This window comes from Stenotrophomonas sp. 96582_Sma (genome assembly GCF_056480905.1).
Window position 1 is genome coordinate 52,212 of the sequence record NZ_CM151122.1, and the last position, 22,196, is coordinate 74,407.

Sequence of the window (22,196 nt, forward strand, 5' to 3'; positions counted from 1 at the left end):
ACGGTCCCGCCCAGCCCACCTGCCCGGCCTCTGACAGGTTCCGTGCGCGCCAGCCACGGAAAAGAAAAAAGAAAATCAAAAGCAACAGCCGGGGGTTGAGGCAGAATCGGGGTTTCGGCTGGAGGTCTGCGCGTGCATCCAATTGAAAGCGAACGCCTGCGCCTGCGTGCGATTGAACCTGATCGCGATGCGGCACCGATGCTGGCGCTGTTGAATGATCCGGGCTTCGTGCGCTTCATCGGTGACCGCAACGTGCGCAGTGAAGAACAGGCGCGTGAGTACATCGCGCTGCGGGTGCTGCACAGCTACGCGTTGAATGGGTTCGGCATGTATGCGATCGAGCGCTTGTCCGATGGGGCATGGCTGGGCAATGCCGGTCTGGTGCGGCGCGATGGCCTGCCAGCGCCGGACATCGGTTACGCCGTGCTGTCGGACTTCGCCGGGCAGGGCTACGCCGGCGAGGCGGCGCGGGCGGTGTTCAACCATGCGCGCACCGTGCTGGGCGTGCAGGACCTGTATGGCATTACCGATCTGGACAACGTGGTGTCCGGGAAGATCCTGCTGGGCCTGGGCATGCAGGAGCGCGGGGTGATCCAGTTGCCGGGCATCGAAACGCCCAGCCGGCTGTACGCCACCTTGGGTGCGGCTGACGTCGGGTAGTGCCGGCCGCTGGCCGGCACAGTAGCAGCTGACGGTGGGTGCCGACCGTTGGTCGGCACGATTCAGATGCAGTGCCGACCAACGGTCGGCACCCACCATCAACCGCGCAGTTCGGCCAGCTGCGCCTGCAGCTCGGCCACGGCCGCTTCCAGCTGGGCCACGCGCTCGGCCAGGCCCGGATCGGCCGCGTCGCTGCCACCGCCGCTGCTGGCGTATTTGGCGGCGAGCGCCGCGCCGTCCACTTCACCGCACAGCAGGTGCATGTAGCGGTCTTCGCGCTGGCCGCTGGCGCGCGGCAGCACCACCAGCAGCGCGCGCTGCTGCAGGCGCTCGATGGCGTGGCGGGCTTCGTCGGCGTCGGCGAAGCGGTGCAGGCGCTCGCTGCGCGTGACCAGTTCGCCCAGGGTCTGCGGCCCACGCAGCAGCAGCATCGCCAGCAGAACGGTCTGCTGCCGGGTCAGGTCCAGCGCGGCCTGCAGGCGGTGCTCGTAACGGTCTGCGCGCGAGGAGAAGTGCTGGCGGGCCAGGCCCAGTGTTTCCAGCTGGCGCAGCGCGTGCTGCACGCTGCCGGCATCGACGTTCATCACCGGCTCGCGGGCGGTCTTCTGGTTGGCGGCCGATTGGGCGGCGTTGACCGTCAGCGGATAGGTGTCCGGGGTGGTTGCCTCCTTCTCCACCAGGCAGCCCAGCAGGCGGGCCTGCACGGCGTCGAGCAGGGGGACGTCGGGGGTCTGGGTGGAATCGGTCATGGCGGCCTCCGGAAGGGCAACGGGTCAACCGCCAAGCATAGCCGTCCCGGGACCGCCTTTGCCGGTAAAATGCGCCGGTATATCTGATTGCCGGTGAATCCATGCGTCGTCCCGTTTCCCTGTCCCTGACCCTGCTCGCCACCGCGGCGCTGGGCCTGTCCGCCTGCAAGCGCGTGGATGCGCCTGCCGCCGAAGCCGCTGCCCCGGAGGCCCCGGCCGCCGCTGCCAAGGCCGACGGCGCGCTCGATGCCACTGCCAACGACAATCTCAATGCGGTGCTGTGGATGCAGCGCGCGCAGGAGTACAAGGCGATCACCGAGCAGACCTACCGTGCCGCCGCCGACCACCTGGATGCCGCGCTGAAGGAAGCCCACTGGGATGCGCTGGTGCCGGAAGAACGCGGCAACGAGGCCAAGGGCCTGAAGCCGGCGGTGGTGCTGGACGTGGATGAGACCGTGCTGGACAACTCGCCCTACCAGGCGCGCCTGGTGCGCGACGGCAAGGAATACGACGAGCTGACCTGGGACCAGTGGGTGGCCGAAAAGAAGGCCAAGGCCATTCCGGGCGTGGTTGATTTCGCCAAGGCCGCCAACGCCAAGGGCGTGACCCTGCTGTACATCTCCAACCGCGCCGTGCACCTGAAGGACGCAACCCTGGCCAACCTGCGCGAGCAGGGCCTGCCGGTGGCCGATGACAGCGTGTTCCTGGGCCTGGGCACCGTGGTCGAAGGCTGCGAGCAGGCCGGCAGCGAGAAGAACTGCCGCCGCCGCCTGGCCGGGCAGAAATACCGCGTGCTGATGCAGTTTGGCGACCAGCTGGGCGATTTCGTCGAAGTGACCGCCAACACCAACGACGGTCGTGACGCGCTGCTGCAGCAGTACCACGACTGGTTCGGCGAGCGCTGGTGGATGCTGCCGAACCCGACCTACGGCGGCTTCGAGCCGGCGCAGTTCAACAACGACTACAGCCAGTCGCGCCAGGCCCGCCACGACGCCAAGCGCGCTGCGCTGGACTACGCGCCGTGAGCCGCGCGCCGCTGCCGCTGCGCGATGACGAGCGCCTGATCTTCGCGCTGGACGTGCCGGACCGCGTGCAGGCGCTGGAGTGGGTCGACCGCCTCGGCGACAGCGTGGCGTTCTACAAGATCGGCATGGAACTGCTCGCCTCCGGCGAGTACTTCCAGGTGCTGGACGAGCTGGCCCGCCGCGACAAGCGCGTGTTCGTCGACCTGAAGTTCTTCGACATCCCGGCCACCGCCGCGGCGGTGATCAAGCGCCTGTCGCAGTGGCCGGTCAGCTACGCCACCATCCACGGCTGGCACCCGGCGATGATGGAAGCCTGCGCCGCCGCCAACAGCAGCGACATGCGCCTGCTGGCAGTGACCGTGCTGACCTCGATGGGCCGCCCGGACCTGGCGCAGATGGGCATCGACCGTGAGCCGGTGGACGTGGTGGTCGAGCGCGCGCTGGCCGCGCAGGCGGCCGGCATCGATGGCGTGATCGCCTCGGGCCAGGAAGCCGGCCCGATCCGCGCCGCTACCGGCGCCGGGTTCTCGATCGTCTGCCCGGGCATCCGCCCCGGTGGCCCGGTCGGCGATGACCAGAAGCGTACCGTTGGCGTGGCCCAGGCCTTTGCCGATGGCGCCGATGCCATCGTGGTCGGTCGCCCGATCCGCCTGGCCGCCGATCCGCAGGCTGCGGCCCGGGCCATCCAGCAGGAAATCGCGTCGGCGTTGGCTACGCGCTGAGATTCCCCTGCGCAGTCTGCAGGCCCGAACGCCATCCCGACCCGCGCGGGATGGCGTTTTTGCATCCGCCGAAGGACTGGTTGTGCCCGAATCGCCGTAAAACCTGCCGTAGATTTCATTGCCCCGGCGCAAGGCATCAGGCTAATCAATAAAATCAATGATTTATATGACACTACGTGAAGTGTTGCCTTAACTTGAGCTGCAGCGTAGGATCGCCGCCATCCGGTCCTCGGACCGGACATGTGCCACAACACTGTCCACCGGCCCTGCGCCGGCTTGAAGAGCCTGTGATCCTCGTGATCCCGGCTCTTTTTTTTATTCCGATCAGTGACTTGCACAAGCAACTGCGGAAACCGTGACGTCCCGGCTTGCCGCTGTCACCTCGCAGGCCGCAAGATGCGGACCGGTCCGGGGAGTCCGAGTGCATGAGCGTGGCAGTGCGAGGAAGGTCTGCGCGTGGATGGGGGCTGGCAGTCATGCTGCTGGCCGTGGCCGCGTGCCGTGAACCGGCCAACGATCCGGCCAGGCCGGCAGCCGAACCGGTTGCGGCGGTGCAGGCGATGGCCCTGCGCCTGGCCGAGGACGATCTGATCGGCTACGCGAAGCTGTCGGTTCCACCCAGCCAGTACCAGCGCTTGCAGCAGGCCTGGGCCGACGGCCACAGCCAATGGCCGCTGACCGAGCTGCCGTTGGGCGACCAGCTGCTGCCGATGCTGGCCGCACTGCGCAAGCCCAACGCCAGTACCGAACTGCAGCGCAGCTTCGACCGCCAGCTGGCAGGCCAGGCCAGCGCGGTACGCCAAGCGGCGCAGTCGATGGGCAATTTCGGCGTGCAGTACCTGCGCCACCAGAAGGGCTACACGCCTGGCCAGCAGGCCCATTACGTCGCTCTGGTGCAAACCCTCGCCGAGTGGGCGCAGGGAGCACCCATCAGCGACCGCGCCCGTGCGCGCAACACCATCGCCGCGCTGGTGGGGGCCGCCGGCAAGGTCGGCTTCGACGATGAGGCCGGCCTGCAGGCCGCGGGCATGGAAGGCAGCCTGCAGCAGCTGGCGCCGTTCATCCATACCCTCAAGGCGGTGCTGGGCAGCTACGGGTTGGGCGTGGATGACGCACTGCGCAGCGTGTGCGGTGAACTGCTGTCGGTGGAGGGCGACAACGCGCTGGTACGCCTGCACTACGACCTGGCGGGGCGTGAGATGACCCTGCAGCTGCCGCTGAGCCGCCGCGAGGGCCATTGGTACCTGACCCGCACCCTGGCCGACACCGATGCCCTGCTGCGCAAGGCCGACGCGGCCCGTGCCGCAGCGGCGCCGGCACCGGCCGAGACCCCGCCCGAGGGTGGGGAAGCGGCAACACTGCCGCCTAAGCCATAATGGCGCCGATGTCGAAACAGAACCCGCTGCCGTTCCCCGGCGAAGAATCCCAGTCGACGCCCGCCGATACGGTGCCGGCGTCCCCCTCGACCGGTACCGGCCCGAACCCGGTACCGCCGCCCGCGCATGCGCGTCCGGCCGGCCGCCGCCCGCTGTGGGCTCGCCTGCTCGGCCGTCTGGTCGAGCCGTGGCTGTCGCTGAAGATCGAACCGGAAGACCCGGGCCAGTACAACGATGGCCGCCCGGTCATGTACGTGCTGGAAGACTACGGCCTGTCCAACGCGCTGATCCTGGACAAGGCCTGCCGCCAGGCCGGCCTGCCGTCGCCGCTGGTGCCGCTGGCCGGTGACCCGACCGGCCGCAAGCGCGCCTACCTGGCGCTGTCGCGGCGCAGCTCCAGCAACTCGCTGATTCCCGAACAGCGCGGCGCCAAGACCCACTCCGATTCGCTGGCCAAGGTGCTGCAGGCCCATCGCGTGCGCGATGACCTGGACGTGCACCTGGTGCCGGTGTCGATCTTCGTCGGTCGCGCGCCGGACAAGCAGAGCGGCTGGTTCGCCGTGCTGTTCTCGGAAAACTGGGCGCTGGTCGGCCGCTTCCGCCGGCTGCTGGCGGTGCTGCTCAACGGCCGCAGCACCATCGTCCGCTTTGCCCCGCCGATCTCGCTGCGCAGCACCGTGGACGAAGGCCTTGAGCCGGAGCGCACGGTGCGCAAGCTGCAGCGCGTGCTGCGTACCCATTTCCGCCGCATCCGTGAATCGGTGATCGGCCCTGACCTGTCGACGCGGCGCCTGCTGGTCGACCAGGTGCTGGCCGCCGAACCGGTGCGCGAAGCGATCGCCGCACAGGCCAAGCGCGACAATTCGAAGCCGGCCGATGCCTGGAAGAAGGCACACGCCTACGCCTGGGAAATCGCCGCGGACTATTCCAGCCCGGTGGTGCGTTCGGCCAGCTTCATGCTCAGCCACGTGTGGAACCGCATCTATGCGGGCGTGCTGGTGCACCACCTGGACAAGTTCAAGGCCGCCGCGCCGGGCCACGAAGTGGTCTACGTGCCCAGCCACCGCAGCCACATGGATTACCTGCTGCTGTCCTACCTGCTGTACGACCGTGGCATCGTGCCGCCGCACATCTTCGCGGGTATCAATCTGAACCTGCCGGTGGTCGGTACCCTGCTGCGCAAGGGCGGTGCGTTCTTCGCGCGCCGTAGTTTCCGTGGCAATCCGCTGTATTCGGCAGTGTTCTCCGAATACATGGCGCAGCTGGTGTCAGGCGGATATTCCATCGAGTACTTCGTCGAAGGTGGCCGCTCGCGTACCGGCCGACTGCTGCAGCCCAAGGGAGGTGTCATCTCGATGACCCTGCGGGCCTATCTGCGCCAGCCGCGCAAGCCGGTGCTGTTCCAGCCCATCTACATCGGCTACGAGAAGCTGATGGAAGGCAACAGCTATCTGGACGAGCTGTCCGGCCGGCCGAAAGAAAAGGAATCGATCTGGTCGCTGCTGTGGGGCATCCCCAAGGTGCTCAAGCAGAACTACGGCCAGGTGGTGGTGAACTTCGGCGAGCCGATCGAGCTGACAAGTGTTCTTGCAGCCAATGCTCCCGAATGGGATGGCCGGGCTGTGCCGGAGGATGAGAAGCCGGCTTGGCTGATGAAGACCGTCGATACTCTCGCGCAGAGCATCAACGTGCGCGTCAATGCCGCCGCCGACGTCAACCCGATCAACCTGCTGGCGCTGGCCCTGCTGTCCACGCCGAAACACGCGATGGGCGAGGCCGACCTGATCGCGCAGATCGAGCTGTGCAAGACCCTGCTGGTCGAGATGCCGTACTCGGACCGGGTGACGGTGACCCCGCACTCGCCGGAGCGGATCATCGCCCATGCCGAGGAAATCAACGTCCTCACCCGCATCAAGCACCCGCTGGGCGACGTGCTCAGCGTCAGCGGCGATACCGCAGTGCTGCTGAGCTACTTCCGCAACAACGTGGTGCACCTGTTCACCGCCTCGTCGTGGGTGGCCTGCTGCTTCCAGAACAACCGCCGCATGAGCCGCACCGGCCTGGTCCAGCTGGGCCGTACGGTATATCCGTTCCTGCAGGCCGAGCTGTTCCTGCCGTGGAGCGAGGACGAGTTCGCCCAGCGCATCGACCGGACCATCGATGTGTTCGTGCGCGAAGGCCTGCTGCAGAACGTCAACGATGACGATGGCGGCATCCTGGCGCGCAACACCGGGCAGACCGACGAGGTGTTCCGCCTGCGTGCGATCGGCCATTCGCTGCAGCAGGCGTTCGAGCGCTATTACATCGCCATCTCGGTACTGGTGAAGAACGGCCCCGGCGTGCTCGGCGCGGCCGAGCTGGAAAGCCTGTGTCAGCAGGCCGCGCAGCGGCTGAGCCTGCTCTATGCACCGGCGGCACCGGAGTTCTTCGACAAATCCCTGTTCCGTGGCTTCATCCAGAAGCTGCGCGAGCTGCGCCTGGTGTGGCCGGACGAGAACAGCAAGCTGCTGTTCGACGAACGCCTGGACGCCTGGGCCAAGGATGCCAAGTTCATCCTCGGCCGCGAGCTGCGCCACACCATCGAGCGGGTCAGCCCGGAAGCGGCCCGTCCGGACGAGCCTGCGCCGCAGGATTGAAGGCAGCGCCCGGCGATGCCCGGCGAACGGCATGCCAACCAAGGTTGGCATCTACCGGGGCGAAGCAGTAGATCCACGCCATGCGTGGATGGGCCACCGCTCAGGCCGGTTCGTCGGGAATCTGCAGGCTTTCCAGCCTGGCGATGCAGTCCTTCAGCTGAAGCTTGCGCCGCTTCAGGCGCTTGGCTTCCAGCTCGTCCTCGCCATTGGCGGCCATGCGGGTGATCTGTTCATCCAGCAGGCGGTGCTCGGCGCGCAGGGCGGCGAGGTGCTCGACGATCTCGGCGGGGCTGTAGGTGTCCACAGCCTCCGAGCATACACAGCGATGATGACTGCCGGGAGAGGGGAATCCCGACCCCCGGCCGTGGCCGCTCCGAGCCGTTAGAATGGAACCCATGAGTGCCGTGATTTCCCTTCCCGATCCCCAGCCGCGCATCGCCCGTGATCCGCGCGTGGCCGAGCGCGAGCAGCACAAGCTGGCCAAGCGCCTGCGCCGCCAGGTCGGCGAGGCGATTGCCGACTTCGGCATGATCGAGGCCGGCGACAAGGTCATGGTCTGCCTGTCCGGCGGCAAGGACAGCTACACCCTGCTGGACGTGCTGCTGCAGCTGCAGAAGAAGGCGCCGGTGCCGTTCGAGCTGGTGGCGGTGAACCTGGACCAGAAGCAGCCGGACTTCCCCGAGCACGTGCTGCCGGAGTACCTGGCCGGGCTGGGCGTGCCGTACCACATCATCGAGCAGGACACCTATTCGGTGGTCAGCCGGGTCATCCCGGAAGGCAAGACCATGTGTTCGCTGTGCTCGCGGCTGCGTCGTGGCGCGCTGTACAACTACGCCGAACTCCATGGCTTCACCAAGATCGCGCTGGGCCACCACCGCGACGACATGGTGGCCACGTTCTTCATGAACCTGTTCCACCACGCCAAGCTGTCGGGCATGCCGCCGAAGCTGCGCAGCGATGACGGCAAGCACGTGGTGATCCGGCCGCTGGCCTACGTGCGCGAAAGCGACATCGTCGAGTACGCACAGGCCCGCCAGTTCCCGATCATTCCCTGCAACCTGTGCGGCAGCCAGGAGAACCTGCAGCGCCGCCAGGTCGGCCTGATGCTGAAGCAGTGGGAAAAGGACCACCCGGGCCGCATCGAGCAGATCGCGCGTGCCATGGGCGAAGTCCGGCCCTCGCAGCTGGCCGACACCACCCTGTTCGACTTCATGGCGCTGGGCCGTCGCGACGACGCGCCGCTGCCCGACGCCCATGCCTGGCTGGCCGGTTCCCCGGCCGACGCCGACGCAGATCCCGAGACGCCCACCGTTTAAGGTCGGTCGCCCTTCCTCTTTGCCATCCGGAATTCCATGTTCTTTCGCAACCTGACGTTCTTCCGTTTCCCGACCACCACCGATTTTTCCGAAGTCGACACCCTGCTGCCGCACGCGCTGCTGAAGCCGGTCGGCGCACTGGAAATGAATTCGCGCGGCTTCATCTCGCCGTTCGGCCGCGAGGAGAAGGAACTGCTCTCCCACCGCATCGCCGAACATCTGTGGCTGACCGTGGGCGGCGAGGACAAGATCCTGCCGGCGGCGGTGGTCAACGACCTGCTCGAGCGCAAGCTGGAGGAGATCGAGGAGAAGGAAGGCCGCCGCCCGGGTGGCCGCGAGCGCAAGCGCATGAAGGACGACCTGCTGCATGAACTGCTGCCGCGCGCCTTCGTGAAGTCCTCGCGCAACGACGCCTTCATCGACCTGCAGCACGGCTACGTGGCGGTGGATACCTCCAGCCGCAAGACCGGCGAGTACTTCATGTCCGACATCCGCGGCCTGCTCGGCAGCTTCCCGGCGATGCCGCTGAATGCCGAAGTCGCACCGCGTTCGATCCTGACCGGCTGGATCGCCGGCGAGCCGCTGCCGACCGGGCTGAGCCTGGGCGAAGAGTGCGAGATGAAGGACCCGGTGGAAGGTGGCGCGGTGGTCAAGTGCCAGCACCAGGAACTGCGCTGCGACGAGATCGACAAGCACCTGGACGCCGGCAAGCAGGTGACCAAGCTGGCGCTGATCTTCGAAGACAACCTGTCCTTCGTGATCGGCGACGACCTGATCGTGCGCAAGCTGAAGTTCCTCGACGGCGCCCTGGACCAGCTGGAGCATGCCGACGAAGACGGCCGCCGCGCCGAGTTCGATGCCCGCTTCGCCCTGCAGAGCGCCGAGATCCGCCGCCTGTTCCTCTTGCTGGAAGAAGCCTTCAAGCTCAGCAAGGCTGACTGAACAGGCAGCCCGACGGCCGCCGGTCATCCGGCGGCCCGAAGCGGCGCTATGCTGGGCGCATGAGCCGTCTGCTGCGCCGCCTGATCAGCCCGACCCCGCCCGCCACCGTACAGCGCGACACCGTTCGCCTGCGCCTGGAGGATGCCGAGATCGAGGTGCTGCGCGTGCGCGATCCACGTGCGCGCCGCATCAAGCTGAGCGTGGACGAACGCGGCGCACGTTTGACCCTGCCACCGCGAGCAAGCCTGGTGATGGGCGAACGCTTTCTGGAACAGCACCGCGACTGGCTGGCATTGCAGCTGCGCCAGTACCAGGGCCAGGGCCTGCCGGCACCGCTGCAGCCCGGCGAAGACGGTGTGCTGCCCCTGCGTGGCGAACTGCTGCCGCTGCGCTGGCAGGAAGGCCGCTACGCGCGGCTGGAGATCGACGAGCACGGCGCCTGCGTGCAGTGGCCGACCCGCGGCGGTGATGCCACCCTGCGCCGCCTGCTGCGCGAGTTCTACGAAGCCCAGACCCGCGCCGACGTCGGCCGATGGCTGCCGAAGTACCTGCCCACCCTGCCGCGCGCACCCAGCCGCCTGCGCCTGAAGGTGATGTCCTCGCAATGGGGCTCACTTGCCCCGGACGGCAGCATGGCACTGGACCTGGCCCTGGTGCTGGGCCGATCCGAGGCGTTCGAGTACGTGCTGGTGCACGAACTCTGCCACCTGATCCAGCCGAATCACTCACCCGCGTTCTGGCACGAAGTGGAACAACGCTTCCCCGCCTGGCGCGAACAGCGCGATTACTTCCAGCTGGAAGGGCGACGCCTGAAGGCCATGCTCCGGCAACTGCTGTAGCGCCCGCGCTACAGCAGTTGCCCACGCATTCTTCCTCTACCCCCGCCTTCGGCGCGCCCCTTCAACAGAAGGGGCTTCACTCAAGACCGCGTGCTGAGCAGTCGAGCAAGCTCGACTCTACAGAAGCGCACACAGCGCGCGACCCGCTTCCGCTCTTGCTCTTCTTTCTCTCTTCCGTGGCTGGACACGCACGGAAACTGTCTGAGGCCGGGCGGGTGAGCCATGCAGGGGCGTTGGCGCCATGGATGGCGCCATCGAGCTTACAAGGGTGAAGGCGCTTTGCTTGCGAAGCACTGCTTCGCAAGCGCCTGAACGCACAGCCGCCAGCGGCTGGGCCGGGCCCCGGAGGGGGACTTGCAGCGACCCCTGCGCAATCCACCCCACCCGGCCAAGCACGGCTTCTGATCTGAACGACCCACCACGAGGGGCTCAGCCGTTGGTCGAAACCCTCACCCCGCCCGCAGCGCCGCCGCCGCCGCCCACCGCGCCGCCACCCGCGGCGCCGTAATGCACACCGCCTGATCGGTCACTGTCGTCACCGCGCGCTCCAGCAGCTGGATATCCGCCTCATGCTGGCGCGCCACATGCGGATCCTCGAAGAAGATCGCGCGCTGGCAACGCCCCTCCAGCACCCGGTCGGCAATCTGCGCATCACCGCCCATCGGGCCGCTCTGGTAGCGCGTCACCCACGGCGTATCACGCGGCCAGCCCCGGCTCCAGGCCAGCGCGTTCAAACGCTGGCCGGTGGTCCCGGTGGCCACCCGCTCACCGAACCGGGCCAGCACATCGAAGTGCTCATCGGCGAAGGCCAGCATCGCCGGCTTCATCGCATCGTGCGCGATCAGCGCCAGCGTCTGGCCTTCGAACGCATGCAGGTCGTCGGCGCCGGCATCGGCTGCCAGCCCGGCGTGGACGCGCTCCACCTCCACCCAGTCGCGTGCGGTGGCCACGGTCGAAATGAACGGCTTGCCGTGGATCACGCACTGCCGCTTGAGCGCGGTTGCTTCCGGAAACACCGAGGATGGATCGACCGGGTCGATCAGGTAGATCGCGCCATCCAGTGTCCGATCCGGACCCATGCCAACGACTTCGGCGACCAGCTTCATCAGGCCACCCTCGCGTCCGTAGGGATAACGGTGCAGGCCCGCGTACCCGGTCAGGAAGCCCTGCCGTTCGATCGCGTCATGGGTGCGGCCGACCGCATGCAGCGACACGCCCAGCTCGCGCAGGCCGGCCTCGCTGCTGCGCAGCCAACGGAACAGCGCAGCGCGCGCGTCGTGGTGATGAAGACGGTTGGCAGCCAGGCCGATGCGCATCGAACGCTCCGCAGGTACGGGTGAAGGCGGCAGTGTATGTCGGCATTCCCCCATCTGGATGCTTTTACAACTTTCTTCATTGCCGTCGGCCCGGGCGTCGATAGCGTGGCAGGCAGCGGTACCGCAGCGCGGCCGTTCCTTCCGCCCGCGAGATGAGGATGCCTACCGTGAATGTCGCCGGCTTCCCGGCAGCCATTGCTGTCATGTCCAGCCTGCTGCTGCCTGCCGCGGCCTCCGCCACGGGCTGCAGCACACCGCTGCGCATCGCCTGGCCGTCCGACCGTGCTCCTTTGTCGTCCAGCGAACAGGGCGAAGCCCGGGGGCTCGGCGCGGCGTACCTGAAGCTGCTGGGCGGGCAACGGCCACTGCAGCTGTTGCCCGTGCCGGCCACCAGCGTGGACCGGGACGAGCTGCCGGCCGGCACCCAGGCGCTGCTGGGATGGCCACGCTCGCAACTGCCTGCCGGATGGGTGGTCAGCACGCCCTACCTGCAGCTGCCACAGGTGATCGTGCGCCGGGAGGATGCGCCGCCGGTGCTGGGCCTGGAAGATCTACGTGGACGCATTGTGGCCAGCCCCAGCCGGGTGCCGCTGCAGGGGCTGCTGGCCGAGCAGGCAGCGGGTGCACAGCTGCTGCCTCCGGCAGCGCTGGACGATGCACTCCCGCTGCTGGGTACCGGATTGGTCGATGCGGTGGTCGCCAACCTCGGCGACGTCGAGGCGGCGTTGCGCCGCTACCAGGGCGATGCACTGCTGATCGCCGCGCCGGCCGGATTCGATGATGCCCTGGTGCTGGCGACCACGCCCGCCTGCGCCGATGTCATCGCCGGCTTCGAACAGGCGCTGTCGCAGCTGACCGACACCGAACGCGATCAGATCCGCGCGGCCTGGCTGCCGGACCGGCCGCGCAATGCTCCGTCATCGTCGCCCCTGCGCTGGCTGGTGCCGGCCTCGCTCATCCTGCTCGCCCTGGCGCTGGTCCATGCCTTCGGCTACTGGCGGGTCCATCGCGAGAGCGTGCGCCGCCGAGGGGTGGAGCAGCGCCTGCAGGAGGTGACCGCGAACCTGCCGGCGGTGGTCTACCAGGCGCGTCGTTCGGCGGGCGGCCACTACAGCTTTCCGCAGATCGCCGGGGACGTGCAGGCCCTGTTCGGAATCAGCGTGGAGACCGCGCGGATCGATCACCAGCGGTTGTTGGCCGCGGTCCACCCGGATGACCGCAACCAGGTGATGGCCTGCGTCGAGATGGCTGCATTGGCGCGTGGCCCGATCGACGTCACCTTCCGCACCCGCTCGCCACAGGGCTGGCGATGGGTGCGCTCGCATGGGCGGCCGTTGTCCTGCGACGACAGCGACGTCGAGTGGAGCGGCTACTGGATCGACGTCAGTGAGGTGCAGTCACGTACCCGCGCGCTGGCCGAAGCGCGCCGCGAGGCCGAGCAGGCGGCACAGGCCAAGGCGCACTTCCTGGCAACGATGAGCCACGAGATCCGCACCCCGATGAGCACGCTGCTGGGCATGCTCGAACGGCTGGCGGGCAGCAGGCTGGAGCCGCGCCAGCAGCAGGTGCTGGCCACCGTCGATGATGCCGCGCGGATGCTGCGGCAGATCCTCGACGATGTACTGCACAGCCAACGCCTGGAGGGCGCACCACTGCAGCTGTGGCCCACCGACCTGGCGGCACTGGTGCGCGCGGTGCAGCAGCTGCTGATGCCGGTGGCCGCCAGCCGAGGCCTGCACCTGCAGGTGGTGCTTGATCCGGAGATGCAGCCGGGATCGCTGGCCGATGGCCTGCGCCTGCGCCAGATCCTGTTCAACCTGGCCGGCAACGCGTTGAAGTTCACCCGGCACGGCCACGTGGAACTGCAGGTGCAGGTACTGCAGCAACGCGACTGGGGCCAGCGGCTGCGCCTGCAGGTAAGCGACAGCGGCGTGGGCATCAGCGAGGAGCGCCAGCAGGCGGTGTTCGCTGCCTATACCCAGGCGGAGCGCTCGACCACGCGGCGCTTCGGCGGCAGTGGGCTGGGCCTGGCGATCTGCCGCGAGCTGGCGATCTCGATGGGGGCGGAGCTGCAGCTGCGCAGCTCACCCGGGAAGGGCACCAGGGTGTGGCTGGATCTGGACCTGGATGCCTGTGAGGCACCCGTGGCCGCGCCCGCGCCGGCGGTTGCGGACGAGCGTCCATTGCCGGCGGCGCGCGTGCTGATGGCTGAAGACCATCCCACCAACCTGCATCTGCTGGAGCAGCACCTGTGTGCGCTCGGGCTGCAGGTCCACGCCTGTACCGATGGACGGTCGGCGCTTGAAGCATGGCAGGCGCAGCCGTTCGACCTGGTCATCACCGACTGCCACATGCCGGGCATGGATGGCTTCGCGCTGGCACGGGCGATCCGTGCCGATGCCTGCCCGGCGCGTGCGCAGGTGCCGATCATCGCGCTCACCGCCAGCGTGATGGAAAGCACCCGCGAAGCCTGTCGTGCGGCTGGCATCGACCACTTCCTGGCCAAGCCGGTGGAGCCGCACGCACTGCGGGCGCTGCTGGCGGCATTGCTGGTACCGGACTCAGTGGGCCAGTAGCCGCACGATGCTGGCGGCGGCATCGCGGCCTTCGGCCACGGCGGTCACCACCAGGTCAGCACCGCGCACCGCGTCACCACCGGCGAACAGGCGCGGATGCGCGGTCTGGAATGGCAGGCGGTCCTTGCCGCCGGCCACGATGCGTCCGTTGGACTGGCCTTCCACGCCCAGCTCGGCCAGCCACGCCGGCACGCTCGGTGAGAAGCCGAAGGCGATGATCACCACGTCCGCTTCCAGCAGCGATTCACTGCCTTCGATCGGCACGGCGTTCTGGCGGCCGTTGGCATCGGGCTCGCCCAGCCGGGTTTCCACCACGGTCACGCCGATCACTTCATCGTCGGCGCCGGCTTCGATCGACAGCGGCTGCCGGTTGAACAGGAAGCGCACGCCTTCTTCGCGGGCATTGGCCACTTCGCGCGCGCTGCCGGGCATGTTGGCTTCGTCGCGGCGATAGGCACAGGTGACCTTGGCCGCGCCCAGCCGCACCGCGCTGCGCACGCAGTCCATGCCGGTATCGCCGCCACCGAGCACCACCACGCGCTTGCCGTTGAGGTCGGGCAGGGCAATGGTGTCTTCCCAGCCGGCAATCGGCCGACCCTTCGGGTCATCGCCGCCCACAATGCGGCTGTTCTGTACCAGGAACGGCAGGGCCGGCAGCACGCCCTTCAGGTCCTGGCCGTCGAGGCCACCATCGGTGTAGCGGTAGGCGCCGGTGCCGACGAACACCGCGTCGTGGCTGTCCAGCAGCTGCTGCACGCTCAGGTCACGGCCGATCTCCACGCCGAGGCGGAACTGCACGCCCATGCCCTCCAGCACTTCGCGGCGGCGGTGGATCACGTCCTTGTCCAGCTTGAAGCTGGGAATGCCGAACTGCAGCAGGCCGCCGATCTGCTCATAGCGGTCGTAGACCACGGCGGCAATGCCAGCGCGGGCGAGGCGATCGGCGCAGGCCAGGCCGGCTGGACCGGCGCCGATCACCGCCACGCTGTGGCCGCTGGGCTGCACCGCGCCCAGGTCAGGGCGCCAGCCGCTGGCCAGCGCGGTATCGACGATGTACTTCTCCACCGCACCGATGGTGACCGCACCGAATTCCTCCAGCGTGCAGCTGCCCTCGCACAGTCGATCCTGCGGGCAGACCCGGCCGCACACCTCCGGCAGCGGGTTGGTGCTGTGGCACAGCGTGGCGGCTTCGTGGATGCGGTTCTCCTGCACCAGCTGCAGCCACTGCGGAATGGCGTTGTGCACCGGGCACTTCCAGCTGCAGTAGGGGTTGCCGCAATCCAGGCAGCGACCGGCCTGGTACTGGGCGTCCTCCTTGCCGAACTTGCCATACAGCTCGCCCCAGTCGCCGGACGTGCGCAGTTCCACCGGAATGCGCTGCGGCATGGTGCGGGGCAGATCGAGGAACTGGAAGGCGTGCTTGCGGCTCATGGCGGGCTCTGGAATGCGGGGGGAACGTTGCCGGCCAGCGGCCGGCACTACGTGATCCTGGGATGCCGGCCAGCGGCCGGCACTACCGTTACGCGGCGCGTCGCAGGGTTTCGGTCAGCGACTCGATGCTGGCGGCCTTCGGTTTGACCAGCCAGAACTTGCCGATGTAATCGCGGAACTCGTCCAGGATCTGCTGCGCCCAGATGCTGCCGGTCAGCTCGCGGTGGCGGCCGATCAGGCGGTGCAGGTGCTGGCGGTAGTTCTCGAAGCCCTCGGCGGAGACGCGATGGATGTCGATCAGCTCGTGGTTGTAGCGGTCGACGAAATCGCGGTCGACGTCCAGCACGTAGGCCAGGCCACCGGTGAAGCCGGCACCGAAGTTCAGGCCGACCTTGCCCAGTACCAGCACCACGCCATCGGTCATGTACTCGCAGCAGTGGTCACCGGCACCTTCCACCACCGCCAGCGCGCCGGAATTGCGTACCGCGAAACGCTCGCCGGCGCGGCCAGCGGCGAACAGCTCGCCACCGGTGGCGCCGTACAGGCAGGTGTTGCCGATGATCGCGGTGCTGCGTGCCTCGAAGCGGGCGCCGCGCGGCGGACGCACCACCAGGCGGCCGCCGGCCATGCCCTTGCCGACGTAGTCGTTGGCTTCGCCTTCCACTTCCAGGTGCAGGCCACCGACGTTGAACGCGCCGAAGCTCTGCCCGGCACTGCCGCGGAAACGCAGTTCCAGCGGCGCCTCGGCCATGCCCTGGTTGCCGTGTGCGCGTGCCACCGCACCGGCCAGGCGGGTGCCGATGCTGCGGTCGGTGTTGTGGATAAGGAAGCGGTGTTCGCCACCGCGCTTGTGTTCGATGGCCGGGGCCAGCAGGCCGTCCATCTGCGTGGCCAGGCTGTCCGGCGATTCGTACAGGCGCTGCGCGGCACAGTGACTGCCCTCGTAGCGGGCATCGGCCAGCAGGCGTGACAGGTCCACGCGCACGCCGTCGCGCGGCGCCGCCTCGATCTGCCGCAGCAGGTCGGTGCGGCCCACGATTTCTTCCAGCGAACGTGCGCCCAGGTACGACAGCCAGCCACGCACTTCCTCGGCCAGCAGGCGGAAGAAGTTCTCCACGCGCTCGGGCTGGCCGGTGAAGTGGTTCTCGCGCAGGCGCTCGTCCTGGGTGGCCACGCCGGTGGCACAGTTGTTGAGGTGGCAGATGCGCAGGTACTTGCAGCCCAGCACGATCATCGGTGCGGTGCCGAAGCCGAAGCTGTCCGCGCCCAGCAGCGCGGCCTTGACCACGTCCAGGCCGGTCTTCAGGCCGCCGTCGGTCTGCAGCAGGGTACGCCCGCGCAGGTCGTTGGCCAGCAGCGCCTGGTGCGCTTCGGCCACGCCCAGTTCCCACGGTACGCCGGCATAGCGGATCGAGCTGACCGGCGAGGCACCGGTGCCGCCGTCATGGCCAGAGATGGTGATCAGGTCCGCTCCGGCCTTGACCACGCCCGCGGCAATCGTGCCGACGCCGACATGGCTGACCAGCTTCACCGACACCAGCGCGGTCGGGTTGACCTGCTTGAGGTCGTAGATCAGCTGCGCCAGGTCCTCGATCGAATAGATGTCGTGGTGCGGCGGCGGCGAGATCAGGCCGATGCCTGGACGCGCGTAGCGCAGCCGCGCGATCAGCTCGTTGACCTTGTGCCCGGGCAGCTGGCCGCCTTCGCCGGGCTTGGCGCCCTGCGCGACCTTGATCTGCAGCACTTCGGCATTGACCAGGTATTCGGCGGTGACGCCGAAGCGGCCCGAGGCCACCTGCTTGATCTTGCTGCGCTTGGCGGTGCCATAGCGTGCGGGATCTTCGCCGCCTTCGCCGGAATTGCTGCGACCACCGAGGCGGTTCATCGCAATCGCCAGCGCCTCGTGTGCCTCAGGTGACAGTGCACCCAGGCTGATCGCCGCGGTATCGAAGCGCGGGAACAGTTCGCTGGCCGGCGCCACGTCATCGAGTGGTGTCGGCGCAGCGGCCGGCACCAGTTCCAGCAGGTCGCGCAGTGCCGACGGCGGACGCGCGTGCACGGCATCGCAGTACTGCTGCCAGGCACGCGGATCGCCGCTGCGCGCCGCGCGCTGCAGGGTGGTCACCACGTCCGGGTTGTACATGTGGTACTCGCCGCCGTGCACGTACTTCAACAGGCCGCCGACATCCACGTCCTGCTGCGCATCCCAGGCCTGCGCACACAGCTCGCGTGCGTCGGCATCCAGGCGCGCGAAACCGGCACCACCAATGCGCGAAGCGGTATCCGGGAAGCACAGGTCCACGACTTCCGGTTCCAGGCCGATGATCTCGAACAGCTGCGCGCCGCGGTAGCTGGCCACGGTACAGATGCCCATCTTCGAGATGATCTTCGACAGGCCCTTGTACACGCCCTTGCGGTAGCGGCGGCCGATCTGCGACTGCTCACCGCCCTTGCTGAGCTTGAGGATGCCGCGTCGGCCCAGATCGAACAGGGTCTGGTAGGCCAGGTACGGATACACCGCCGTGGCGCCGAAGCCGAGCAGGCAGGCCATGTGGTGCGGGTCGCGCGCGGTGCCGGTCTCGACGATGAGATTCACGTCGCAGCGCAGGCCCAGCCGCGAGAGGTGATGGTGGATGGCGCTGGTGGCCAGCAGCGCATGCACCATCGGCCGTCCGGCCACCGGGTAGCGGTCAGACAGCAGCAGCATCACCATGCCGTCGCGCGCGGCCTGTTCGGCCTCGGCACAGATGCGCTCGATGCCGGCACGCAGGCCCTCGTCTTCGCTGTAGGACAGGTCCAGCAGGCGGTTGGCCTGCACGTACTGGTCCATCTTCAGCAGCTGGCGCAGCTTGCGCTGGCTCAGTACCGGCGAGTTGAGGATGACGTGGTTCACCGTCTCCGGGCCGGCGTGGAAGATGTTGGTCTCCCTGCCGAGCTGGGTGGACAGCGACATCGCGCAGTCTTCGCGCAGCGGATCGATCGGCGGGTTGGTGACCTGCGCGAAGGCCTGGCGGAAGTAGTCGTACAGCGGGCGGCTGCGCTGGCTCAGCACCGCCATCGGCGTGTCGTCGCCCATCGAGCCAGTGGCTTCCTGCTCGGTCTCGGCCAGCGGTCGCAGCACCTGCTCCACTTCCTCGCTGCTGAGCTGGTAGAGCTTGTGGTAGCTGCGCAGCGTGCCTTCGTCGAAGGGTTCCTCCACCAGCGAGGGATCGATCAGTTCGGTCTGCAGGTAGGTCACGCCCTGCTGCAGCCATTGCTTGTACGGCGCGCGACCGCGGTTGATGCGATCCACCGCATCGGAGTCGAGCAGGTCACCGCGCTTGAGATCGATGGCCACCATTTCGCCGGGGCCGAGCTTGCCCTTGCGCACCACGCGCTCGGTCGGCACTTCCCACACACCCGCTTCGGAGGCGACCAGGAAGTGGCGGTCGGCGGTCAGCATCCAGCGCGCCGGACGCAGGCCGTTGCGGTCCAAGGTGCACACCGCATAGCGGCTGTCGCAGGCGACGATGCCGGCCGGGCCATCCCACGGCTCGCTGTTGAGCCCATGGAACTCGTAGAAGGCCGCCAGGTCCGGATCCTTGAATTCCAGCGACTGGGTGGCCGGCGGCACCAGGATGCGCAGCGCCTGGATCAGCTCCATGCCACCGGCCACCATCAGCTCCAGCATGTTGTCCAGGCTCTGCGAGTCAGAGCCGTGCATGGAGATGACGGGGTCGAATTCACCGATGTCGAAGCGCGGCGTCTTCCACACCTTGCTGCGCGCCTGCGCCCAGCGCCGGTTGCCTTCGATGGTGTTGATCTCGCCATTGTGGGCGAGCATGCGGAACGGATGCGCCAGCGGCCAGCGCGGCAGCGTGTTGGTGGAGAAGCGCTGGTGGAACACGATCGCGCTGGAGGCCAGCTCGCGGCGCTGCAGGTCCGGGAAGAAGCGGCTGAGCTTGTCCGGCAGCACCATGCCCTTGTAGCTGATCGCATCCGGGGTGAGGGTGGTGACGTAGAAGTCGGCGTGTTCGCGCAGCTGCTGTTCGCTGCGGCGACGGGCCAGGAACAGCGCCAGCGCGAAGCCGGCATCGTCCTGGCCGATGCCGGCGTCGACGAACACCTGCTCGATGCGCGGCAGCGTGTCGCGCGCCAGCTGGCCGCAGACGCTGTCATCGGTGGGCACCTCGCGCCAGCCGGCGACCTTGCAGCCGACCGCTTCCACCTGCGCCTGCAGCTGCGCGCGGCAGGCCTGCGCCGCGTCGGCGTCGTGCGGCAGGAACACCAGGCCGGCGGCGAAACGCGCAGCGACCGCGATGCCGGCTTCGCTGGCCAGCAGTTTCAGGAACGCATCGGGGCGGCGCAGCAGCAGGCCGCAGCCATCGCCGGTCAGGCCATCGGCGGCGACACCGCCACGGTGGGTCATGCGCGAAAGCGCGGCGATGGCGGTATCAACCAACAGGCGCGATGGTTGATCGTCGAGCTGGGCGACCATGCCAAATCCACAGGCATCGCGCTCGGAGCGCGGGTCGTAAAGCCCTTGGCGGTTGCGGGGGGCCATCTCTACCTCGATGCGGAATGAATTGAACGGGGACACTCAAGCCCGCTCAATCCCTGGAGCGCATCGTGAGGCCACCGGATGCCTCGACTAGATCACAGGTTGCTGCAACGCCGCAATACACGGTTGCAGGTGCAACAGAACGCGCCGGCAACCCAGTGCCGGCGCGGGGCCGGACTCAGCCGCAGCGCGCGCCGCTGACGGCGCCCTTGGCGTCCACTTCGATGTTCAGGCGGTCGCCGAGGAACTCCATCGTGGCCACGTCGTTGGGCTTGAGCACGCGCACCTGGTTGGCGCCGGCATCTTCCTGCGCCTGCTTGCCCAGCGCGTCGGTGTAGGTCTGGCCGACCAGGCTCTGCACCTGGCTGGCATCGCAGGTGCCGACCGGCGGAGCCTCGGTGGCCTTGCCGGCTTCGTCGGCCGGCGCCTTGGCGGCTTCGGCGGCCTGCTGGGCGTGGGCCGTGGCCGAATCCTGTTCATCCAGCGCCGGTGCCTGGCAGGCGGTCAGCGCCAGCACGGCCGGCAGCAACAGGGCGGAGAGCGAACGGGCGCGAATCGGGAACGACATCATGACTCCGGAAGGGGTTGTGAAGACCCGAGCATAGCGGCGAACCGGCCCTCACGTGTTTGTCTTGTGTTATCGACAGGATCGCGGCATGGCGACGGCGACACTACCGACATGCCAACCCCCTCTACTCCCGAACGACAGGCCGCACGCGCGGCCGGCCTGCGCTATGTCGATGACACCCAGCCGGGCATCAGCCGGCGCCGCGCCGGCAAGGGTTTCAGCTACCGCGATGCCGATGGCCACGCGATACGCGACGCCACCACCCTGCAACGCATCCGGGCGCTGGCGATTCCGCCGGCGTATACCGCCGTATGGATCTGCGCCCACGCCAACGGCCACCTGCAGGCCACCGGCCGCGATGCACGCGGACGCAAGCAGTACCGCTACCACGCCGACTGGGCCAAGGAGCGCGACGCCGGCAAGTTCGACCGCATCATCGCCTTTGGCGAGGCCTTGCCCACGCTGCGGCGGCGGTTGTCGCGGGATCTCAAGCGACCTGGGTTTCCGCAGGAAAAGGTGCTGGCCATGGTGGTGGCGCTGTTGGCGGACACCCTGGTGCGGGTCGGCAATGAAACCTATGCACAACAGAACCGTTCGTTCGGACTGACCACACTGCGCAACCGCCATCTGGAACTGCTGCGCGGCGGCCGGGTGCGCATGCGCTTCCGCGGCAAGTCCGGGCAGCTGCAGGAGGTGACCGTGGGCGACCGCAGGCTGGGGCTGCTGGTGCGGCGCCTGCAGCAGCTGCCGGGGCAGGCGCTGTTCCAGTACCGCGATGATGACGGTGCGCTGCAGCCGGTGGAATCCGGCGCGGTGAACGACTACCTGCGCGAGGTGATGGGCGAGGACTTCACTGCCAAGGATTTCCGCACCTGGGGTGGCACGGTGGCGGCGGTGCAGGCGTTTGCCGCCACCGAACTGCCGGAACCGGCCAGTCAGCGCGCGCTGGCGCAGGCGCAGCGCGCGGTGGTGTGCGAAGTGGCATCGCTGCTGGGCAACACTCCGGCGGTGTGCCGCAAGGCCTACATCGACCCGTGCGTGTTCGCCGGCTGGGAACGCGGCGAACTGGCCACGCTGGCCGGCCTGCGCGGGCCGCGCCAGTGGGAACAGGCCACCCTGCGCGTGCTGCGCAGGGCGCGCCGGCTCAACCGCAGTAGATCGCGGTGATGTTGTTGGTGCGGCCCTTTTCGATGGTCAGGCGGTCGCCGCCTTCGCTGGCCGGCGGTACCCGCGGACCGTCATGGCGCAGCACCCGCACATGCAGGCTGTCGCTGTCCACGCGTGCGCGGGCCACGGTGGCATCCGAAGCGGCCAAGCCCAGTGCGCCGCGCACCATGTCGCTGTGGCACTGCCCGGAAATGACGCCGTCGATCGGCTGCACCTGGGCCATCGGTGTGCTGCTGCAGGCGGCGAGGGCGAAGCAGACGGCGGTGGTAGCGATGGCATGTTTCATGGTGGCGTTCCTTGTGTGGTTGCGTGCAGCGTGCGACGTCGCACGTG

At 68.2% G+C, this 22,196-nt stretch carries 17 protein-coding genes; 10 read left to right on the forward strand and 7 right to left on the reverse strand.

Going from position 1 to position 22,196, the window contains the following annotated elements:
* The first annotated feature begins 132 nt into the window (after positions 1-132).
* Entirely contained in the window at positions 133-660 is a 528-nt protein-coding gene (locus tag ACZK2R_RS00230; RefSeq protein WP_180837743.1) for a GNAT family N-acetyltransferase, read from the forward strand.
* A 98-nt stretch (positions 661-758) separates the two neighbouring features.
* Here the strand turns inward: ACZK2R_RS00230 and ACZK2R_RS00235 are convergent, their stop codons facing one another.
* Positions 759-1,409, reverse strand: a complete 651-nt coding sequence (locus tag ACZK2R_RS00235) for a YceH family protein (RefSeq protein WP_032128686.1) — start codon at positions 1,407-1,409, stop codon at positions 759-761.
* Between the two features lie 101 nt (positions 1,410-1,510).
* Here ACZK2R_RS00235 and ACZK2R_RS00240 point away from each other — a divergent pair, with 101 nt between their 5' ends.
* The 4 genes from ACZK2R_RS00240 (at position 1,511) to plsB (ending at position 7,168) form a co-directional block, all read left to right on the forward strand.
* Positions 1,511-2,434, forward strand: a complete 924-nt coding sequence (locus ACZK2R_RS00240) for a 5'-nucleotidase, lipoprotein e(P4) family (RefSeq protein ID WP_032128687.1) — start codon at positions 1,511-1,513, stop codon at positions 2,432-2,434.
* On the forward strand, positions 2,431-3,156 hold the full coding sequence (gene pyrF / locus ACZK2R_RS00245; protein WP_032128688.1) for an orotidine-5'-phosphate decarboxylase: 726 nt from the start codon (positions 2,431-2,433) through the stop codon (positions 3,154-3,156). Before ACZK2R_RS00240 ends, pyrF begins: the two co-directional genes overlap by 4 nt.
* A 425-nt stretch (positions 3,157-3,581) precedes the next feature.
* Positions 3,582-4,532, forward strand: coding sequence for a hypothetical protein (locus ACZK2R_RS00250; RefSeq protein WP_180837744.1), 951 nt, complete (start codon positions 3,582-3,584; stop codon positions 4,530-4,532).
* On the forward strand, positions 4,532-7,168 hold the full coding sequence (gene plsB, locus ACZK2R_RS00255; RefSeq protein WP_125893005.1) for a glycerol-3-phosphate 1-O-acyltransferase PlsB: 2,637 nt from the start codon (positions 4,532-4,534) through the stop codon (positions 7,166-7,168). Before ACZK2R_RS00250 ends, plsB begins: the two co-directional genes overlap by 1 nt.
* A 100-nt stretch (positions 7,169-7,268) precedes the next feature.
* Here the strand turns inward: plsB and ACZK2R_RS00260 are convergent, their stop codons facing one another.
* Positions 7,269-7,472: a YdcH family protein gene (locus ACZK2R_RS00260; RefSeq protein ID WP_005421068.1), complete on the reverse strand. Its 204-nt coding sequence runs from the start codon at positions 7,470-7,472 to the stop codon at positions 7,269-7,271.
* Positions 7,473-7,563: 91 nt separating this feature from the next.
* Here ACZK2R_RS00260 and ttcA point away from each other — a divergent pair, with 91 nt between their 5' ends.
* From ttcA to ACZK2R_RS00275, 3 genes are read left to right on the forward strand one after another with little or no spacing between them, the layout of a single operon-like run.
* Entirely contained in the window at positions 7,564-8,484 is a 921-nt protein-coding gene (gene ttcA / locus ACZK2R_RS00265; protein WP_180837745.1) for a tRNA 2-thiocytidine(32) synthetase TtcA, read from the forward strand.
* 36 nt (positions 8,485-8,520) lie between these two features.
* Positions 8,521-9,426, forward strand: coding sequence for a recombination-associated protein RdgC (locus ACZK2R_RS00270; RefSeq protein WP_005411825.1), 906 nt, complete (start codon positions 8,521-8,523; stop codon positions 9,424-9,426).
* Between the two features lie 59 nt (positions 9,427-9,485).
* Positions 9,486-10,265, forward strand: a complete 780-nt coding sequence (locus ACZK2R_RS00275) for a M48 family metallopeptidase (RefSeq protein WP_125893009.1) — start codon at positions 9,486-9,488, stop codon at positions 10,263-10,265.
* Between the two features lie 449 nt (positions 10,266-10,714).
* Here the strand turns inward: ACZK2R_RS00275 and ACZK2R_RS00280 are convergent, their stop codons facing one another.
* Positions 10,715-11,581 (reverse strand): methylglyoxal synthase, encoded by an 867-nt coding sequence (locus tag ACZK2R_RS00280; RefSeq protein WP_180837746.1) that lies wholly within the window; start codon positions 11,579-11,581, stop codon positions 10,715-10,717.
* 167 nt (positions 11,582-11,748) lie between these two features.
* On the opposite strand from ACZK2R_RS00280, the gene ACZK2R_RS00285 reads away from it, so the two are divergent.
* Complete coding sequence (locus tag ACZK2R_RS00285) at positions 11,749-14,157, forward strand: ATP-binding protein (RefSeq protein WP_180837769.1); 2,409 nt, start codon at positions 11,749-11,751, stop codon at positions 14,155-14,157.
* On the opposite strand, the gene ACZK2R_RS00290 is transcribed toward ACZK2R_RS00285, so the two are convergent.
* The 3 genes from ACZK2R_RS00290 to ACZK2R_RS00300 all read right to left on the reverse strand — a co-directional run bounded on the left by ACZK2R_RS00290 (position 14,143) and on the right by ACZK2R_RS00300 (position 20,696).
* Positions 14,143-15,588 carry an FAD-dependent oxidoreductase gene (locus ACZK2R_RS00290; protein ID WP_014035469.1) on the reverse strand — a complete coding sequence of 482 codons (1,446 nt, stop codon included), beginning with the start codon at positions 15,586-15,588 and terminating at the stop codon, positions 14,143-14,145. The two genes, ACZK2R_RS00285 and ACZK2R_RS00290, sit on opposite strands and share 15 nt — an antisense overlap.
* A gap of 88 nt (positions 15,589-15,676) precedes the next feature.
* Positions 15,677-20,131 carry a glutamate synthase large subunit gene (gene gltB, locus ACZK2R_RS00295; RefSeq protein WP_478487694.1) on the reverse strand — a complete coding sequence of 1,485 codons (4,455 nt, stop codon included), beginning with the start codon at positions 20,129-20,131 and terminating at the stop codon, positions 15,677-15,679.
* 175 nt (positions 20,132-20,306) lie between these two features.
* Positions 20,307-20,696, reverse strand: coding sequence for an I78 family peptidase inhibitor (locus ACZK2R_RS00300; protein WP_004133799.1), 390 nt, complete (start codon positions 20,694-20,696; stop codon positions 20,307-20,309).
* Between the two features lie 111 nt (positions 20,697-20,807).
* Between ACZK2R_RS00300 and ACZK2R_RS00305 the strand changes: the two genes are divergently transcribed.
* The gene (locus ACZK2R_RS00305) at positions 20,808-21,863 is read left to right on the forward strand and encodes a DNA topoisomerase IB (RefSeq protein WP_180837748.1); all 1,056 of its coding nucleotides are present in this window, start codon (positions 20,808-20,810) and stop codon (positions 21,861-21,863) included.
* Here ACZK2R_RS00305 and ACZK2R_RS00310 read toward each other — a convergent pair.
* Positions 21,841-22,149, reverse strand: coding sequence for a hypothetical protein (locus ACZK2R_RS00310; protein WP_004153470.1), 309 nt, complete (start codon positions 22,147-22,149; stop codon positions 21,841-21,843). The two genes, ACZK2R_RS00305 and ACZK2R_RS00310, sit on opposite strands and share 23 nt — an antisense overlap.
* Positions 22,150-22,196: the final 47 nt, after the last annotated feature.

What these genes read in the sequence shown, in the direction of transcription:
- ACZK2R_RS00235 (WP_032128686.1), bottom strand. Translation starts at nt 1,409, where the DNA reads ATGACCGATTCCACCCAGACCCCCGACGTCCCCCTGCTCGACGCCGTG.
- ACZK2R_RS00240 (WP_032128687.1), top strand. Translation starts at nt 1,511, where the DNA reads ATGCGTCGTCCCGTTTCCCTGTCCCTGACCCTGCTCGCCACCGCGGCG.
- ACZK2R_RS00250 (WP_180837744.1), top strand. Translation starts at nt 3,582, where the DNA reads ATGAGCGTGGCAGTGCGAGGAAGGTCTGCGCGTGGATGGGGGCTGGCA.
- plsB (WP_125893005.1), top strand. Translation starts at nt 4,532, where the DNA reads ATGGCGCCGATGTCGAAACAGAACCCGCTGCCGTTCCCCGGCGAAGAA.
- ttcA (WP_180837745.1), top strand. Translation starts at nt 7,564, where the DNA reads ATGAGTGCCGTGATTTCCCTTCCCGATCCCCAGCCGCGCATCGCCCGT.
- ACZK2R_RS00270 (WP_005411825.1), top strand. Translation starts at nt 8,521, where the DNA reads ATGTTCTTTCGCAACCTGACGTTCTTCCGTTTCCCGACCACCACCGAT.
- ACZK2R_RS00275 (WP_125893009.1), top strand. Translation starts at nt 9,486, where the DNA reads ATGAGCCGTCTGCTGCGCCGCCTGATCAGCCCGACCCCGCCCGCCACC.
- ACZK2R_RS00280 (WP_180837746.1), bottom strand. Translation starts at nt 11,581, where the DNA reads ATGCGCATCGGCCTGGCTGCCAACCGTCTTCATCACCACGACGCGCGC.
- ACZK2R_RS00290 (WP_014035469.1), bottom strand. Translation starts at nt 15,588, where the DNA reads ATGAGCCGCAAGCACGCCTTCCAGTTCCTCGATCTGCCCCGCACCATG.
- gltB (WP_478487694.1), bottom strand. Translation starts at nt 20,131, where the DNA reads ATGGCCCCCCGCAACCGCCAAGGGCTTTACGACCCGCGCTCCGAGCGC.
- ACZK2R_RS00300 (WP_004133799.1), bottom strand. Translation starts at nt 20,696, where the DNA reads ATGTCGTTCCCGATTCGCGCCCGTTCGCTCTCCGCCCTGTTGCTGCCG.
- ACZK2R_RS00305 (WP_180837748.1), top strand. Translation starts at nt 20,808, where the DNA reads ATGCCAACCCCCTCTACTCCCGAACGACAGGCCGCACGCGCGGCCGGC.
- ACZK2R_RS00310 (WP_004153470.1), bottom strand. Translation starts at nt 22,149, where the DNA reads ATGAAACATGCCATCGCTACCACCGCCGTCTGCTTCGCCCTCGCCGCC.